This window comes from Leptospira perdikensis, assembly GCF_004769575.1.
Classification (GTDB): Bacteria; Spirochaetota; Leptospiria; order Leptospirales; family Leptospiraceae; genus Leptospira_A; species Leptospira_A perdikensis.
In genome coordinates this window covers 184,036-200,071 of sequence record NZ_RQGA01000011.1, presented here as the reverse complement: position 1 = coordinate 200,071, position 16,036 = coordinate 184,036, and the positions used below count along the sequence as shown (strand labels likewise).

Below are 16,036 nucleotides of genomic sequence, written 5' to 3'. Positions count from 1 at the left end.
CAATGTCTCCATTGGCGAGGACATCTTCCTTTTTCGGAATTCCGTGGCAAACGACATGGTTGATCGAAGAACAAATGGATTTAGGAAACCCTTTGTATCCGAGTGGGGCCGATCTATGGCCATTTTTTTTGGTATAGGCTTCTGCGAGATCGTTCAGTTCGAGAGTGGTGACCCCTGCTTTGACAAAGGGTTCTAGGTAGACGAGGAGTTCGGCGGCAAATTTTCCCGCCTTCCTCATCGTTTCAATTTCAGATTTGTTTTTAATGTAAATCACGGATTAGAAATCTGTGGATCGAACCGTTGTTCTTTTATTCGCAGAGGTTCTTTCCAGAGCTTTGTCGAGGAGACGGTAGATTTCTTCGTTGATTCCCTCAATTGCGTCTCCAGAAGTCATAAATCCTTTGCTTTTGATGTATGCTTTCACTTTAGAAGTGACAATTAGGGATTCCTTCGACGTTGTTTCTGTTTGTTCTTCGGACATGGATACCTCGGTTATTTCTTTCTAACTCCGAGGATGCTATCTACGAGGGATTTTTCAATATTTAATTTTTCGCTAATCGCCTCGGAAGACCACTGGTAGTTGTCGTGGAGGCTCTGGATGGTGGCTCTTTTCCTCTCGACAAGGGGATTTCCCGAAACTTTTCGGTCAGATTTCCCTGCCGGAACCGGACTTTGCATGGCCCCTTGGACAATGTCCAGGAATTCGGAGAGTTTTTCGAAGGTTTCGTCTGCTTCCCCAAGTAAGGATTCCAAATCGTCCTTGGTTTCGCGGGAAGATTCTTTCAGGTCTTCCAAACGTTTTTGGAGGGTGAGGATTTGGCGGTGGCGGTCGGAAAGGTCACCTAGCAACTCTTCAATTTTGTCAAATTTACGTTCCACCGAATCAATCTGTGCTTCCCGTTCCACAAGGAAAGATGTGCGGTTTTCGGCCTTACGAATGGTTTCGGTCAGTTCTTTTTCCCGTGCTTCCACCACTTCGATTTCGCGGTCGAGGATGTCGAGGCGGGCTTGGAGTTCCCGTGCATTGTGTTTTTGGCCTTCCAAGTTCTCCACTAAATGGAAAACAGAATCTTGTGATTCTTGTAAGGAAGAAAGGAAGGTTTCAATTTTAGATTGTTCGGTTGTGAGTTTGGTCACTCGAGTTTCGATGGAACTTACTTCTGTTAGGCTTTGTTCAAAACCTTCCATGGTTTCTGAAACATGGACAAGGTTTGAGGCAAGGATTTGCACTTGTTTGTCGATGTCTTCTGATTGGAACTGTGCTTCTTTTAAAGTTTCTAATTCGTTTGCGATTTCTTTTCTAAGTTCTGAAAACTCGGAAATTGCTGATTGGTAAAGGTCAATGTCCGGTCGGCCTTTTTCTAGGGCACGGAGGGCTTCCGAAATTTCTTCCACAGCACGATTGGATTCCTCTGCAATCTGTTTGGCGGAAGCAAATAAATCAGAATGTTCTTTTACCGTTTCTAGTTCACTGGATAGGGTTAAGATGTCTTCTTTTAATGTTTCCATTTCAGATTGGAAACTAGAAAGTGTTTCTTCTTTGGTATCGTTTAGATCATCCAATCCATTTTTAATTTCGTGTTTTAAATCTTGGAAACGATCCAAACTATCTTTTAAGAAGTCTTGGCTTTCTTTTGCAATTTCTTTGAAAGATTTTTCGTAGTCTCTTTGATAAGTTTCGATTTGTTTTTTGGATTCGTCTTTGGAACGTTTGATACTTTCGTCTAGGTTCCGTTTGACGGTGTTTAGGTGGCTCGATATTTTTTCTTCGAGTTGGCCTAGTTGGACATTTCCTTTATCAAGAAGTTTTGTCAATTGGTGAGAGATTTTAGAATCAATGGTTTCATTGAGTCTGTCCATTTTCTCTTCTTGTAAGTTGAAAAAGGATTCGCCAGATTCTTCTAAATGTTTGAGGATTCGTTCCACTTCGCTACGAGCGAGTTTTCCTTCTTCTTCTAAACGAGATATACTTTCTTTGGTTTTGGATTCTGCCGCCATTTCCAAATTGGATTTTGCTTTTTGGAATTGGTTTTGGAATTCACCAAGAAGGTCAGCACCTTCTACATGAATTTCTTTTAGGCGGTCTTGGAGTCTTTCAATGCTATAGTTTTGATCTTCTCGAATTTTACCTAACTCGTTTTCCCATTTGTTTACAAACTGTTCTAAGTTGTCATTGGCGATTCGAATTTTTTCTGTGACAATTTCTTCTGATTCTTTGGCTTTTTCTTCTGCAGTTTCTAGGATTTCATGAGCGGATTCACGAAGGGCTGATTTTAACTCTTCTACATAATCATCCACATCTTTGGTTTGTGCAGTGACGGTTTCGTTTAGTTCTTTGACTTGTGATTGAACTGCCTCTAAATCTGATTCCATTTCGCTCTTTTGGAGTTTGAAATCAGAGTTCATTCTTTCTTCAAGTTCTTTTCGTAACTCAAAAAGAGAAGTTTTGATTACCGTTTCTTGGTTTGTGCGCACAGAATCCAACTCACGATCAAAATCTTTAAGTTCTTGGAGTGCACTTTTTTTGAGAGAACTTGCCTCTTCTTTTAAGTCTTCCGAGATACGATGGAATTCTTCGGAGAAGGCTTCGATTTCTCGAATGAGTTCTTGTTTGCGAATGTCCGCTTGGCGAAGGAGTTTGTTCTCCGCTTCCAAATATTTTTCTTGGAACTGGATGATGGTTTGGTTGATACCATCAGCTTGCCTTCTGGTTTCATTGATGATGTCATCTCGTTTCGAAAGTGTTTCGAGGGACAAGTCTTCAATTTCACGTTTGATGGCATCTGTTTCTTGGCTCAAACCCTTCATAAAAGAATCTTTTGTATGAGTGACTTGGTCAAAGATAGAATCAAAACGTTCTTGGATTTTTTTCTCGAGTAGGTTTACTTTCTCTTCCAACTTACCAGAAGCTCGTTGGTATTTTTCTTCTAACCTTTCATCAAACTTATCGACTTTATCGGAGAGTAAGGAGGAGGTATCTTCGAATTTTGTGAGGCGAACATCTAAGTCACCTTGCGCATATTTCATGGACTCGAGGAGTAGGTCCATTTCTTTGCGAGCATGGTCAAGGCGTCCGGCAGTTTCTCCCACCATGACATCTGCATGGGACAAAAGTTTTTCACGAGCCGTTTCTGCAATTTTAGAAAGAGAGTTGTCTAAAAAATCTGATTTGGTTTCGAGAAGGCTTTCGAGTTCCACCATCTTTTGTGCAACCGATTGTAAAATTTCATCACTTCTATGATTGAGTTTGTTTTGGAAAGTATCCAACATGGAGATGGATTCGTTATGAAGGGCTTCCATATCTTCGGATACTTCACGTAACTCTCGTTTGTGGGTATTGATTTGGGAGAGTCCTTCTTCCATATATTGTTTTTCGCGACGGACTTGGGTGCTTAAGTCTTGAATTTGTTCCATCTCACCTGATAAAGAAGAGAGGTAATCTTTACTTGCGCGGATTTTTTCGAATAGGTCGCGAGATTCTGAACTTAAATGTTGGATGTCTTCGGCAACTTTGCGGGACTGTTTGACAAGGATGTCGAGGTCAATACCGGCATCTTTTACCAATTGGATTTTTTGAAGGGCAACACCATCAATTTCATCGGTCAATTTGGACGCATAACGTTTGAGTTGGGAGAGTTTGGTGTTCGATTTGTCCAAACGACGAAGCCCAATGGTCACTGCTACGCTTGCCAAAAAAGGTAATAAAAAGACTTCTAATCCCATTTTCTCAAAGATCCAATAATAGTATTATGTCGCATGAAGATGGTTGAAGAAAACCAGGCTCGGATTTTTTCCGCAAGCCTTTTTTAATTCAGCGAGAATTCACGGATTTGGAGCCAAAATCGGACAAAAATCTTCGCTTCTTCTGTCTCTAAATTCGCCAATCGTTCTTTGGCTCCCGGGTCGAGACGGAACATTTCGGCACTCATTTCAGAAAGGTGGCCTTCCTCTTCTAAAATCAGGTTAGTTAGGCGAATGGGAGAACCAGTCTGGTCCAAAATTTCGTCGTACGCTGCATAGACGACCATGGCCCGTTTTTCGATGACCGTGGTGGTGTACAAATAAGCAAGGTAGGTGAATTGTTTTTCATCCGTAAAAACTTTGCGTAAACTTCTGCGTACCAGTGTATCCAGTTTTGCGAAATAAATTCTTGCTGCCGTTCCCCGAACGAGTGCGGAGTTTTGGTATCCCAATTGGAAACTAGGCTTTATGGTGCGGGCTGCTTTTTTAAAAAAGAGAGCATGCCTTGCTTCTTCCGTGGCATGTTTTAAAATCATCTCAGAGGTTTCTTCACTGGATTGTGTGAGGAGGATTTTTCTCGAACCAAGATGTTCTAATAGGGAGAGAGTATTGAGCCATAGTGCATGGTTTGTTTCGTTGGCAACGATATCAGAAAGAACTTTAGGAATGGAATCATTCGAGAGGACAGTAGCAGAACCCATAAACCCAAAATGTGAGATACGTTTCTTTGGGCTAGCTTTTCTTCAAGGGAATTGTAAGTTGAGCGATGGTTTCTCCATCTTCATGGTAGATCCGAAATTGGTCCGTGGGAAGGCCTTCTCCTTTGAGTAAGATGACGCAGAGAGCAATACCAATTCCTTCTCCTTCTGAATTGTCTCCCCTTTCGATATAATATTCCATAATATCATTGTAGTTCTGTGCATGTAATAGAGAGTTCCTAATTTTTTGCATCTCTCCTCGTACAAGTGTAGTATTGTTTCTCACATCAAATTTAATTTGGGTTTCGTTGTGTTCGATTTTGAGGTGAACATAGAGATTTTTTTCCCGAGCCAATGGTTCAAATGTATTTCCACGTCCAGAAAGGATTAGGCTTTTGTACATCCGTACACCTAATTCATAGTCGGCGGGGGATTGAATGTCTAGTTGGTTTTCCTGAAAAAAAAGTCTTTTGAAGTTGGCTTTAAAACCATTGAGGATTAAGTCTTTAACAATCGTGAAAAGAATTGCGGATAAGTCTGGGATCCCATATTTTTCTGTAAGTGCGTCCAGTAAATTTACCAAGTTTTCATCCAAAACTTTGGAGGCACCATAGGTTGTCATTTCTATAGGTTGGGTTTTATCGACCCAATCTTTAACTTGTTCCCGACTGAATGTTTTCATTAAAAAATATATTGGCTCGGAAACAATGGATTTGATTTGGACTTTTCTTCCACAAGCATGGTCTGTAACTCTTTTCTTAGACGATCTGTAATGAGATCTAGCGTTTTCTTTTTGTCCTCTTTATAAGAACTTAAATATTCATTGATCGTGAATGGTGTTCCAAATCTAACAACTGCTCTGTGGGGTCTTGGGCTAAATTCCCCAAAAAGTTCGTTTTCGTAACGATACAAAAACTCATACAAACGTTCTGCACTAGGTAATTCTTTGATATAAGCCGTTTGGATGGTGATAAAGTCGTAAGCTTTGGTGGCGGCTTTTCTTGCCCAAGTTGCCATCTCTAAACTCGGAAGTTCACCGTTCGGATCGGGCATTCCCACCGATACCATTTCGAGTACACTTAGAATTCTTCTTAATTTTTCAATGGCATTGGCTTCCGCCTCCCATTTTGGGATATTGGCTTTTCTCGCAATATTGTCGAGCATGGCATGGCGCATCCGTCCCAATCGATAGTCAAAGTCATCAGCTCTGCCTTCTTCCACAGGAACTCCATATTCTTTTTCTTCTCTTTCGATCATTCGTTTTCCTACAGACAAAAATCTATGAACGATGTCTTTTCCTGTTTTTTCGATCCCTAACTTTTGTTCCATTTTGTTTACCGCTTGGTCGATGTCTTTTTGCATGGAATCGATAGAACCGGTCATTCTGTACTTAACGAAGGTTGGTAAAATCCAGATTTTTGCTTCAAGGTCTTTTTTTAGAGCATCTTCTAGTCCCCAAAATCCCAGTTGTGCCACTCCAGGTTGGAAGGGAAGTAGGGTGTCGTTCATTCCGCTTGTGGGTTCTCCTTCGGGAAAGAGAGCTAGTTTTCCGCCTTTGGAAGCAAGTATTTCTCTTGAAGCTTTGAGGGATTCTCTGTCCGGTGCACCAGCTAACACTGAATAGGCTCCTATTGATTGGATGAAGTCACCAACAAATCCGTAGGCCCATTCGAATACCTCTCTCGCGGCCATATAATGAAACCTAGAACCCATGATGTTTGCTGAATGGTAGGCAACTCCCGGTTCTTTGGTTGTGGGATGATTGGAGATGTATAATAGTCGTTCTTTTTGAAAGGATTTTAAAGTCTTTTGGTCGGTTTCCGAAATCTCTATGGATTCAAGATTATGGAGCATTTTGTTGAGGACGGGAAGTGTCAGATCCGTAAACCATAAAGCAGGAAGATTGAACTTTGCAGGGATAAAGGATTTGATTGACATAGGACGAATGCTGACAGCTTAATCAAAGGAAGCAAGTACGAATTCACATGGCACTTATAGAAGAACTCAACCAACAAGGCAATTTTCTCTTCCGATGGCGCTCCTACATCCCAGGAGTCATTTTGTTTCTTTCCTTACTGTATCTACCGTATGTCCCTTATTTCCAAGGGAATTACGAGTCCAATTTGTATTGGTTATCTGGCGCTTTTTTTGTCAGTTTTACAGGTCTTTTTGTTAGATGTTTTACGATCGGGTACACTCCGAAAAACACTTCTGGCAGAAATACAAAACAACAAGTTGCCGATGTGGTGAACCAATCAGGGATCTACTCTTTGGTGAGACACCCTCTGTATGTAGGGAATTTTCTGATGTATCTTGGCCCAGTATTCATCCTCAGGGATTTTGCTTTTGCGTTAGTATATATCATGTTCTTCTATCTATATTACGAACGTATTATCTTCGCAGAAGAATATTTCCTTCGAGGGAAGTTCGCAAAAGGATATTTGGAATGGGCAGACAAAACTCCTGCTTTCATTCCTAGACTTTCTGGATATAAAAAACCAAATTTAGATTTTTCTTTCCGTAATATTTGGAAACGCGAATATCCGAGTTTATTTGGAATCATTGTAGTGTTTACTGTTTTTGATTTGATTCAAGTATATTACCAAGAGCCATCTTTACGTGCAGTAGACATTACTGGAATTTGGAAACCGTTTCATACTTGGTTTTTAGGATTTGGTTTTGTGTTTTATGTTGTCACTCGTATCATTGTAAAGACCACCAAACTTCTCGAAGTCGAAGGTAGATAGTATTTATGAGTCGGTTGTCCAATGGTTGGAAGGTTCCTGAAACTCTTTTAGATAAAAAAGAATTGATGGAATCTTACCAAAAAACGGTAGAAAGTATGGAGGCGGAAAATCCGCTTACTATTTTTCGGGAACATATGGACAACGGACTTTTATTTAAAGCGGGTTTACAAGATGCAATGAACCAACTCACAACATTTGCCAACTTGTACATGAGTATTATCGAACTAAAAGCAGAAATAGAGAAACAAACCAAGGACAATGTTACTTGAATCATTGTTCGCTGGAGAAACTTTCTCTGGTAGATGCCCAAACGAATCCTTCCCTTTTTTAGATACCATCAAACAATACATAAACGAAGAATTCTCGGAAGGGGATCCTGTCGTTGTTAGTTCCCAAATTTCTTACTTCGAACTTGTGGAACGAATGAAACAAATCCGAACAAGGATTTATGAAAACCAGTCGTTAAAACTCTACCTTTTTCCCTTATTTGCATCTTTTGGTATGGATTCGGATGATTTGTATGTGGATCTATTTCGGCTTCGTTGTGTTCCGAGTGGGTTTCATACTGCTTCTGGTTCCGAATCGGTTCTTTATATTCATAGAGACCCTTGGTATGCCAACCCAGAAAACCAAATCAATCTTTGGATTCCCATCACTCTTGTGAAACCAGGAGCGGGGTTTGCACTTTATCCATCTTATTTTTCTAAAGCCATTCCGAATAATTCTCACCACTTTGATTATTCGCATTGGACGGAGACTGGTGGGTTTCAGGCTTCAGCTCATGCCCGTTTGGCAGAAAAAGTTTTTCCAAAACCAGATTTTTTCCCAGAGGACTCAAAACAATTTTCTGTTTCTGGAGATTTTGGAGATTATTTTATATTTTCTTCTCACCACTTACATGGAACCGAAGAGAACAACCAAGGTTTTTCCAGATTTAGTTTAGAAATTCGCCTGGTTTTGGGTGAGGCGATCCGAAACAACTACGGCCCTAAAAATACTGACAACCGTTCGACGGGAACAACTCTTTATGAAATGAAACATTTAGTGACTGGTAAACCTCTCCCAACGACGGTCATTCAAAATTACGCAAACGCCTCTGTTCTAAAGTAAAGATTTCTGGGTTCATTGGTTTTGATTTCAATTGGGTTACGATTTCTATGGCCTTTTGTTCTCGTGTAGAATAATCCCCTCGAATGAGGTGAAACTTTCGATTGGCTTCTTTCATTGCTTGTAAAAAACGTGTACGCATGGATTCTCGTTCTTCCCCTAAATCTCGTAATTTGTCTTTCATCCAAGGAACATCAATGTCCAAAAAAAGAGAGTCATCGTATTTTAAACCTAACGCTCGTTCCGTGAGCCAAGGAATTTCGGATTCATAATACCTTTCCAAATACACTTTAGTTGTGAGTAGATCTGTATCTAAAAATAAAATACCATTGGATGTTTTTGCCATTTCTATTTCTGATAAAAGATGGCCTTTAGCAATGGGCAAAAAATCAGATTCATCCATCGGTCCTTCTTTGGTTTCTAAATACTCGCGTGCAAATTCAGGAATCCAATTGGTTTGGAAATGTTTGCTTAAGGTCTCGGCCAAACTTGTTTTGCCTACTGACTCACTCCCTGTAAGCACGATGCGTTTTACAAAATAAGGTCTTATGAGTTCGGGAATCCATTCCCAATATGTTAGGGGAGATTCCCGGATTTTGGAAGCTGATACTGGAACATGGCTTCGGTTTAGATCAATGAGTGTATGTTTACAACCGAGCACTTTCGAAAGTGGCTCACCATATTCTTCTGAGGTAAAAAGGAAATCGACTTTCCTTTTCGTGTGACTTTCAATCGTCTCTCGCCAGAGATTCCAAAAATCAGGATGTTCTTCTGGGTATTGCGGGTTTTCATCTTGGACCCATACCAAATGGATCTTGGGATCTGGGAACAGTGATTGCATCCAATCAAACCTTAATTCCCCAGGAATGAGTTCTGCTTGTAAGGAACAAACAAGCACAGTCAGTTCGTCGCAGTTTTTTTTTGCTTCCGTGATGAGATGGATATGCCCTTTATGCGGAGGATAAAATTTTCCAAGAACTAAGCCGTGGTTCATTGTGTTTTTTCCAGTGTATCTAAGTAAGAATTGATAAAGGCAATTTGTTTTTTACCATCTAACGGGAATTTTGTATCAATTTGAACTTCTGAACCAAAACCGAGTAGGGATTCCAGTTCCGATCGTAATTGAATTTGGAGTGTATTCCCTTGAGTGATGGATCCTGATTCTTCATTTATCTCTGTTAGTTTTGTGAATTCATTCGAAGTAGAGACCCTGCAAATAAATTTTTTTTTGGCAAATTGTTCCATTTGAAACTGATAGATATGAGGATTTCGGCGGAGGATTCTTGCAACATCGATGGGATTGACTGTTTCGCCATTTGATTTCATAAAATAAACTGGTTTTCTGCCAGATAACAATCGTAGGCGAGGAAAGTGATCACCACAAGTACAACGACCGTAATGAAGTTCTCCTCGATCGCCTGTTTTGTAGCGAAGTAAGGGTAGATAGGGATTCCTTCCACCAGTTACTACAATTTCACCTACATTTCCAGTGGATTCCACTTCTCCTGTTTCATTTGATACAATCTCTAGGTAAATGTCGTGAGGGAGGATATGCATCCAACTTGGATTTGCCGAACAAGAATAAGCAATGGGTCCGGTTTCATTTAAGGAATAGAAGTTGATTATGGGGCACTGGAAATGTTCTTTTAGTTTATCTCGTAGATTCTCTGTTAACTCCAAGGCTGTGGAATGGATAACCTCTGGTTTATAATCCAAACCCATATTCATGGCCATCTCAAAAGCATATGGATCTCCCGTTAGAATTTGTGGAGAACATTCGTTAATAAAATTTTTTATATCAGAAGGGTTTTTCCAAGTTAACGGATGTAAGTTGATTTTTGCAAACTTTGCTCCTCCCGCCAAACTATGAGTTGTTGCATACACGATGGTTTTTTCTTGGTAACAAAGTTGGACGGCGAAAGTCGACTGAGGACTGTGTTTGGGAACCACTCCATTTTGTTCCACAGTCCATTCAATTAAAGGTACATAACAACCTACAGCTCTTGGATGATTTGGTGCGAGGATCGGTAAACCCGTTGTTCCAGATGTAGGATTAACGACCATTCGACTTAGATCCATATCATTAGGAATGATTTCGGTAATTCTTAATTGTAGGTCTTCTCTTGTAGTGAAAGGAATCGCTTCGAAATCATCATCTGGTGATAAACCTTCCAGTTGGGTTCTGAAAAAGGAAGATCGGAATTGGTTTTTTCGAATAAACTGAATGGCTCCGGTCCGGTCCATGTAAGTATGTTTTTTTTTAGATTGGTAGAATGTGTTTTTAAAATCTTGAACAAAATCAAAATCTTCCCTTTCGATTCTGTCCCCAATACTCGCATTCCAAAAGGGAGCATATTGCGAGTGAATCAGCTTCTCGAGTTCTACTGCCCAAACTTCAGACATTAGAGGGGAATTCCGATTTTTATTTAGTTCATTCACGATTGTATTTAGAGGCCGCTTCTTCCTCTTCTTTTTGTTTCATTTGCCGTAGAATTTCTTTGGCTCGTTCCTGTGCCTTTTTTGTTTGATCTAAGATTCTTAAACGTTCTCTTGAATCAATCGAACGATATCGATCTTCAAAATAAACCTTCGTTTCGTTAGCTGGTAATAAATCCAAAGCCTGAAACAAACTTCTAATGAGTTCCTCTGCTCTTTCTGCATCTTTTGTCCATTCCGTATATGGGTGTACGAGTTTACACAATTCAGGAACCGTTTCAAAAAGAAATATTGTTAGTTTTTTTAAATCAAATTCAGGAATTTTAGAATCTGGATCAAAGATTACATAAGTGAGAAGGACATGGGTGGCTCTCGTATCGGGGTTTGTTATTTTGTTGAGTGATCTGTCAAAAACAGGAGAAAGGATTCCTTTTCTTTTTGTCATTAACGCATCAAACCACAAAGCATCTAAGGATACGGTTTTAAAATCCACAGATAGGATGGGGAAATTGAGAATCTGTTTAACGTAGTATCTGATTTCTAACATAATTTCTTTGTACAAAATCTTTACTGAACTGGATGAGGTCTTCCCAACTTTGGATAGGGTACAATTCCCATCCAGATTCTCCCATTTCGTTGATGATCGAATTTCCCTTTGGATTGTAGAGTTGTAAAACCATGGAACCACCACCTTCTGCTTTTTCTAAGGCATTTTTTGCAATGGCTCTTGGGTTTCTCGGGTAAGTTTGGGTGAACATGGTATCAATCCCATCATCAGAAATAATAAGAATATGCCTTTTTGATTTTGGCTTTTCTTTGTAACCTTCTTCCAGTAGATCCAAAGGAAAACAGGTTCCACCTCCAAAGTATCCAGTAAGGACTTTCAAAATTTCTTTTTCGTTTCTAACAAATCCGTTTGTAGTTTCGTATTCTTTTTCACCAGACCATAAAGTCACACGGACATGACTTCCGGTTCTGAGTGCTGATAAGGAGATAATGGCACCAGCAAGTGTTAAGTAGGACAAACTAGATTGTGGATTTGGCATAGAGCCAGAACAATCGACAAACAAATCTAAGTCGATGGGGTTCTTTTTGATTTCATAGGATTCCGTTTCTCCGTAGAGATCTTCTACTGTTGTGTATCCCGGAACTACAATGGGACTACGAATAGTGGATTCAATCCAATTGATTCTTTCTATTGGGGAACCTGGATCCCAAAGTTCATTTCCTTCTAAAATTTCTTCTTTGGCACCAGGGGTTCGTAGCTCCGGAAAAGGAATCAGGTATGGCAAAGCTTTGTCTTTGTAGTATTGGTACACAATGTCCGAAGTTTCTGCTTCAATTCCCATAGCCTTACAAATGGATGAAAAATCAGCTGGATTGATTGATCTTTTTGCTATGGGTCCAATTTCTGTCGGGAATAATTCTGATTCTACCTCTATGTCGGTAATTCCGGAAGGGGGGACCATCCCTTTTCCAGCATCTAACGTATCAAAGATGGTCGACATTTTTTCGAAATTCGATGAGTTTCCCTCTTTTGATTCAAAAAAATAAGGAAAACAAATACTTGCAAAGTCAAACATCCCTTTCGACCATTCATTGGGAAAGTTACGAATCATTCGGCAAACGAGACTAGCATCCGATTGGATTTGATCATCTACCTTACCTTCCGTCAGAGTTTCTGAGGGAAGTGCCCATAACAATTCATAGGTTCTCATATAAAAATTCCAAAACCTATCTTTGTTTTTACCAATTTTTTGATACACTTGCTCCATTCGTAATTGGTTATAACGTTTTAGATGATCGTTGATATAAAGATCTTCATAAACATTGACAATTCTCGATGTAAGGTGTTCGAGCCTAGGCAGAGCAAGGCTTGCGATGTAAATGAGTTTTGCTTGATCAGTCAAATCTCCTGGGCAATACACATGGTGGCCAATTTCATGACCCATTATTTCTAGGGGATAATCTTCGAGTTTGTATTTTTTGATTTGTTCTACGGAAAGTAAAACCCTGTGATCTAATAAACGTATGGCTGCAAAAGATCCAGTTAGACCCTCAGTTTTTTCTTCCGAGACAGAAAATAAAAACTTAGCAGGTGTTAATTTTACGTAATCACTCCAAAGTTTGAGTGCTTCTTCCCAACGGTTCTCCCAATCCTTTACAAAGTTCATCTAAGTAGAACCCAAATAAAACAAATAAATATTATACGAATGAGGTATTGTAAGTAGAATCGATTCTTCGGATTCTACCGCAGATAAAATCTCCTTTAGATCTAGTTTTTTACTAACAATAAGTTTCCAAAAGGGAGAACGGATGGTTCCGTTTGGTTTTTGCGGAGTTTGGATTATTTCTTTTGGAATTACGTTTGTCCCAAATTGATCTAAATACAATGAAAAACAATTTGGTCCAGATACCACAACTACAGAGTCAGATTCTGAGTAGAGAGATGGGATCTCTTGAAACGAGCCACCAAACAGAGTGTATCCGGGGACCACTCGGAAATGGACGGGATCAGTCTCTTTTGGTGGATTGTTTCTTTTAGGAAAAGGATGGGACAAAGTCTCTTCCGTAATTCCGACGAGTCGACTGATTTCTTTTTTTAGCGTTAAGGAAAGAGAATCAAATTGTGTTTTTGCCTCGAGCCGGTATTCTGGTTTTCCACTGGCCCAAGCAAAAACAGTCAAAAGGGTTTTCCATTCTCCTACTGAGGATGTGAACGGGGCAAATGAGTGAATTCTTTTTAGGAAAAGTTCTTTTTTTGGATCTTCAATTTTGACAAGGACGTTGGCCAAGTAGGATATCGGTTCTGTTAGATTTTCTTTGAAGAGGGGACCAAACAACTGTATGGTTTCAAAAAAAAGAGAGGGGATCGGATGGTTTTGTTTAAAAAAGTTTTTGGAGATCAGAGTTAACAAAGTTTGGAAATGGGAAAGGACTATGACTTCCGATCCTGGTTTATCATTTGTTTCGGGGAGTGAATCAAAAAAAGGAGCCAAGGTTTCGGCAAGGATTTCCTCTGCAAAATGGGAGTTTGTTTTTTTTTCACCAAATACAAGGTTGTTACAAACATCTCGATTTTTTAAAAGAACTTCTTTCCAAATCTTTTGGTTCATACATTTGATTCCGCCCACTTTAGATAGTTTGTATATCTTTGGTGTAGATATTTAAGTTGTAATAAATCATCAAACATATGTCCGTACAACTTACGTTGTTTTGCCATTGATTCAATTTCTCGTTCTATCTCTATTAATCTTTGTTTGGTGTCTTTGGCGGAAAGTCCTTCCAAACCTTCTTCGAATTTGGTCGAGAGATTACTTATGGTATCGTTTTTGTCGAGACCAAGTCTATCATATTCACTGAGGGACAAACTAAAGAGTTTTCTGATCCAACTCACGCGGTCACTTCGATACACTTTATGTTCAACATCTTCAAAAAAAGGTGAATCCGAATTTTGAACCAATTTATCATGTAGAACAAAAGGTAAAACGTGGCTTAAATCATCTAGGCTGACTTCATTTAGGCCTCGAAAATACGCGAGGGCTTTTGCATAATTGATACAAGTAAAAATCGCTCGAACACTCAGGCCGTTTTTAGTTTGAGAACCTAAATCCTTATTTTTGTCTTTACCTGTTTCTGCAGAACTGAGTGTTGAAAAATCAACTGTACTTAGTTTGGCGGTGTCTTTTGTTTTGTATTCTAATTGTTCTCCCGCATATTCCATAAATTCGAACTGGGATGTAAAAAATTCCATTCTGCGACGAAGTTTTGGAGGAAAAACAACATTTCGAATTTCTTCGTTTATGGTTTTGATTTCTTCTTCTGAAAAAACAATTTCTTTGGGGACAAGTGCCTCTGGTTTGTATCCTTCTTCTACACGTTGGATTAAATCTTTGATAAAACGCGTGTTAAAATGTGGGGCCTTAACTACAATGTCAATCCTATCTCGGAGTGCTTCAATGACTTGGTAGGTTCCTCCGCCTGCATCGTCGTTTGCGGTGAGATACCATGCAGCCTCCGGGCATTCAAAAATTTGATCGTATATTTCTGCATAATTATCCCCCATAATCGTGAGGAGGGCGGACTGTGTTCTTGTGGGAATGCGATTGTATTCATCAATAATTTTTACCTGCATTCCGAGCCATTTCCTCCATGCGATTTTGATTTCATCCATGGACTTTGCTTGCATCATATCACTGGGGAGTGGGTTCCCAAGTAAATCAGTGATTGTCATTTGGGGTTGTCCATGTTGGATGGCACGTTTGATCTCTCGGATTGGGTATCCTGCAATCACTCCCATAAGAATGGCAGATGCAGTTTTTCCTCTTCCGGGGCCACCAACTAACAAACATTTACCTCTTACGATGAGAGTGAGAAGAGGAAGTAAAACAAAACTAGAATAACTTTGCGCCGTAGGTAAAGTGATTGTTGATTTTGAATCTCCAATTGTAAATTTTAATGGTGGAGTGTCATTGTATTCAATGTCATAGAACGGATTGATGATGGCAAAATTGGTAATCCAAAAATAAGCCTTTCGTAGTTTTTCATCGAGCCCTATGGTATGGTTTTTTTCACCGGAAAGAGGAAGGGGTCCATCCTCTAATAAAGAACTGATATCGAATTTACGATCAGCTGTTTTAGTTTTTGGAATGGTGGGGGATTCTGAGATTTTACTCGGAGGGTTTGTCATAGAACCTCCTCAAGTTCTACTTCGGAGATACAACCTTCTTGTGATTTCAGTTTGAATTCAGGTGTAAGGATATAGATATTTTCTGGGTAGTTGGTTTCTTTTTGGAATTTAGGTAGTTTGGACAATAAAATTGAAACTTTAGATTGATTTTTTTCTTCGAACCGGTAAACAAACGTTAGCTCGTCCTTTGGCATTCTTAGTTCTTTATCTACGTTAATACTTTCACGTAATAAAAATCGCATTTGGAAGGCAGGTAAACTTTCTCCAGGGCAAGCAAAAACAGTAAGGGTTTGAAACTTCCGCGGTTGGAATAGACTTCCATCCCAAAAATGTGACAATTTCATTTCTAAGAAAAAATCAAAATCGTCCTTACCATTTTGTTTCTTTCTCCAAACCGTATTTTTATCTTTGTCTAACAAAAAGTGAATGCCATTTGATCCTGTTGTGTCTTCAATTCGGAACGGCGGATTTTCTTTGTATTGGTTGATCTTTTTTTTTGTTCCGGAAAATAGATAATAATTCCCGAAGAGAAGAAGAAAAATGGCGAAGGTTATGGGAAGGACGATTGCGAGTCTCATATGAAAGAAAAACTTATGTTTACTAAAAAAATGGGCTAC

Annotated in this window: 16 protein-coding genes; 3 read left to right on the top strand and 13 right to left on the bottom strand. The window is 39.5% G+C overall.

Going from position 1 to position 16,036, the window contains the following annotated elements:
• From EHQ49_RS10965 to EHQ49_RS10940, 6 genes are all read right to left on the bottom strand, one after another.
• Positions 1-238, bottom strand: a 238-nt coding sequence (locus EHQ49_RS10965; RefSeq protein ID WP_244241450.1) for a M24 family metallopeptidase, incomplete at its 3' end; no start/stop codon positions are given.
• 39 nt (positions 239-277) lie between these two features.
• A complete protein-coding gene (locus tag EHQ49_RS10960) occupies positions 278-481 on the bottom strand; it encodes a hypothetical protein (RefSeq protein WP_135579315.1) in 204 nt (67 codons plus the stop codon).
• Between the two features lie 11 nt (positions 482-492).
• Positions 493-3,723, bottom strand: a complete 3,231-nt coding sequence (locus EHQ49_RS10955; protein WP_135579313.1) for a SpiroCoCo family coiled-coil protein — start codon at positions 3,721-3,723, stop codon at positions 493-495.
• A gap of 83 nt (positions 3,724-3,806) precedes the next feature.
• Positions 3,807-4,442 (bottom strand): rubrerythrin, encoded by a 636-nt coding sequence (locus EHQ49_RS10950; protein WP_135579311.1) that lies wholly within the window; start codon positions 4,440-4,442, stop codon positions 3,807-3,809.
• A gap of 31 nt (positions 4,443-4,473) precedes the next feature.
• Entirely contained in the window at positions 4,474-5,121 is a 648-nt protein-coding gene (locus tag EHQ49_RS10945) for a hypothetical protein (protein WP_135579309.1), read from the bottom strand.
• A complete protein-coding gene (locus tag EHQ49_RS10940) occupies positions 5,121-6,377 on the bottom strand; it encodes a 1-acyl-sn-glycerol-3-phosphate acyltransferase (protein WP_135579307.1) in 1,257 nt (418 codons plus the stop codon). The genes EHQ49_RS10945 and EHQ49_RS10940 overlap by 1 nt, the downstream gene beginning before the upstream one ends.
• Before the next feature lie 47 nt (positions 6,378-6,424).
• Between EHQ49_RS10940 and lmtA the strand changes: the two genes are divergently transcribed.
• The 3 genes from lmtA to EHQ49_RS10925 are packed head-to-tail and all read left to right on the top strand — an operon-like array spanning position 6,425 to position 8,296.
• The gene (gene lmtA / locus EHQ49_RS10935; RefSeq protein ID WP_135579305.1) at positions 6,425-7,186 is read left to right on the top strand and encodes a lipid A Kdo2 1-phosphate O-methyltransferase; all 762 of its coding nucleotides are present in this window, start codon (positions 6,425-6,427) and stop codon (positions 7,184-7,186) included.
• Between the two features lie 5 nt (positions 7,187-7,191).
• Positions 7,192-7,455 (top strand): hypothetical protein, encoded by a 264-nt coding sequence (locus EHQ49_RS10930; protein WP_135579303.1) that lies wholly within the window; start codon positions 7,192-7,194, stop codon positions 7,453-7,455.
• Positions 7,445-8,296 (top strand): hypothetical protein, encoded by an 852-nt coding sequence (locus EHQ49_RS10925; RefSeq protein WP_135579301.1) that lies wholly within the window; start codon positions 7,445-7,447, stop codon positions 8,294-8,296. The genes EHQ49_RS10930 and EHQ49_RS10925 overlap by 11 nt, the downstream gene beginning before the upstream one ends.
• Here EHQ49_RS10925 and EHQ49_RS10920 read toward each other — a convergent pair.
• Genes EHQ49_RS10920 through EHQ49_RS10890 form a run of 7 tightly spaced genes read right to left on the bottom strand, consistent with a single transcriptional unit; the run spans position 8,259 to position 15,997 of the window.
• A complete protein-coding gene (locus EHQ49_RS10920; protein WP_135579299.1) occupies positions 8,259-9,287 on the bottom strand; it encodes an AAA family ATPase in 1,029 nt (342 codons plus the stop codon). The genes EHQ49_RS10925 and EHQ49_RS10920 overlap by 38 nt on opposite strands.
• Entirely contained in the window at positions 9,284-10,696 is a 1,413-nt protein-coding gene (locus EHQ49_RS10915; protein WP_135579297.1) for a phenylacetate--CoA ligase family protein, read from the bottom strand. The genes EHQ49_RS10920 and EHQ49_RS10915 overlap by 4 nt, the downstream gene beginning before the upstream one ends.
• Positions 10,697-10,724: 28 nt before the next feature.
• On the bottom strand, positions 10,725-11,276 hold the full coding sequence (locus tag EHQ49_RS10910; protein ID WP_135579295.1) for a hypothetical protein: 552 nt from the start codon (positions 11,274-11,276) through the stop codon (positions 10,725-10,727).
• Positions 11,251-12,903, bottom strand: coding sequence for a vWA domain-containing protein (locus EHQ49_RS10905; protein ID WP_135579293.1), 1,653 nt, complete (start codon positions 12,901-12,903; stop codon positions 11,251-11,253). Before EHQ49_RS10905 ends, EHQ49_RS10910 begins: the two co-directional genes overlap by 26 nt.
• Positions 12,904-13,845, bottom strand: a complete 942-nt coding sequence (locus tag EHQ49_RS10900; RefSeq protein ID WP_135579291.1) for a hypothetical protein — start codon at positions 13,843-13,845, stop codon at positions 12,904-12,906.
• Entirely contained in the window at positions 13,842-15,419 is a 1,578-nt protein-coding gene (locus tag EHQ49_RS10895; RefSeq protein WP_135579289.1) for an AAA family ATPase, read from the bottom strand. The genes EHQ49_RS10900 and EHQ49_RS10895 overlap by 4 nt, the downstream gene beginning before the upstream one ends.
• Entirely contained in the window at positions 15,416-15,997 is a 582-nt protein-coding gene (locus tag EHQ49_RS10890; protein WP_135579287.1) for a hypothetical protein, read from the bottom strand. The genes EHQ49_RS10895 and EHQ49_RS10890 overlap by 4 nt, the downstream gene beginning before the upstream one ends.
• Positions 15,998-16,036 lie beyond the last annotated feature (39 nt).